This is a genomic window from Thermoplasma sp. (assembly GCF_008709555.1).
In the GTDB taxonomy this organism is placed as follows: Archaea; Thermoplasmatota; Thermoplasmata; order Thermoplasmatales; family Thermoplasmataceae; genus Thermoplasma.
The window spans coordinates 1-1173 of record NZ_VYIJ01000038.1 but is presented as its reverse complement, the minus strand read 5'-3'; the positions used below and the strand labels follow the sequence as shown (position 1 = coordinate 1173).

The following is a 1173-nucleotide window of genomic DNA, read 5'->3' as shown; positions in this document are numbered from 1 at the left end:
CAGGCACCTGTGCATGCATCCCAGGTACGGATTAAGGCTGTAGTCAAGCTCCTTCAGCCCGGATCTCTGCAGGGCGCTCTTCACATCGATCTCTATTATCCTCATAGGCTGAAGAACCTCCCCAGGTTGTTGTACCTTAGGGTCTTATAGACGTATGAATTGGATTTCCACCTCTCAGGTGGGACCCTCATCCACTCCGAAACGTAATTTATGGCCTCGTCCAGCGTATCGAACACCTCAGGTTTCTGCCTGAAGAGCCTGCGCATGTTTTCTCTGACGAACCACACACCAACCGGCAGGTTGAAGCCCGGGTATATCTCACGCCACGTTATCGCACCGCCGCTCCTGCCCATCTTCCTGAAGGCCTCGCCCACAGCGACCCTGCTGGAGTAGTAGCAGCCTCCTATGTCCGGGTATGTCTTCCTGCCGTGGTACCCCTCATAATCTATTTCGACCTCTGCCTCGTTTCCCCACATGTTCCAGGTGCTGCCGGGGAACCATGACTCGCCCCACTCGTATATCCAGTTGGATGGCGTCAGAATCGCCATAAAGTAGTTTCCATTCACACGCATCCTGTACGCTAGAAATTTATCTATGGCTGGCCTCTGCTTGATATCTTCCACGAGTTCATCGGATATCATGCTGTCCACGGCCGTTATTGACCACCTGGTCGGTACTATTCTCCTGTTCCTTCCCTCTCCCATTATACCAACGCTGAGGGACTGCGATATCCTCTCCACGTCGATGCCGTTGGAGTAGAGCTGCATGACGGCATCCTTAGCCTTCATGTCCGTGTCGTAGTATACCTTCTCCAAGTGCTGGTCCGTCTTCGATTGATCCACGGTGAATTCCTTCATGGGCGAGGCGGGCCCCATTGGCGTCACATGGTCATCGATCTCTATCCTGGATGTATCTATCGGCTTTTCCAGAAGTATATCGACATCCACCGACCCCTTGGAAAGGGATATCTCCTGTATCCTCTGCAGAAGCTTGTCCGGATCCACAGCTGCGTCGACGCTGAACTCCTTCGATCCCCTGAGCATGGACAGCCTTGCAGATATGAACTCCTCAAGGGGCATGTCGATCCACGAGGAGCTGATTGAGAGCTTGCTCGTATCGCCCTTTATGGGCGGGGCAGAAGGGTAAACCGATACCTTCGGGTAGCAATAACGG

1 protein-coding gene and 1 pseudogene are annotated in these 1173 nt (G+C 53.5%); both read right to left on the bottom strand.

Annotation, left to right across the window (positions count from 1 at the left end; translation table 11 throughout):
- Positions 1-105, bottom strand: a pseudogene (locus tag F6Q11_RS07620) (radical SAM protein); the annotation flags it as partial.
- A partial coding sequence (locus F6Q11_RS07520; protein WP_297027987.1) for an Nre family DNA repair protein occupies positions 102-1173 on the bottom strand: 1072 nt, incomplete at its 5' end. The gene F6Q11_RS07520 and the pseudogene F6Q11_RS07620, both read right to left, overlap by 4 nt.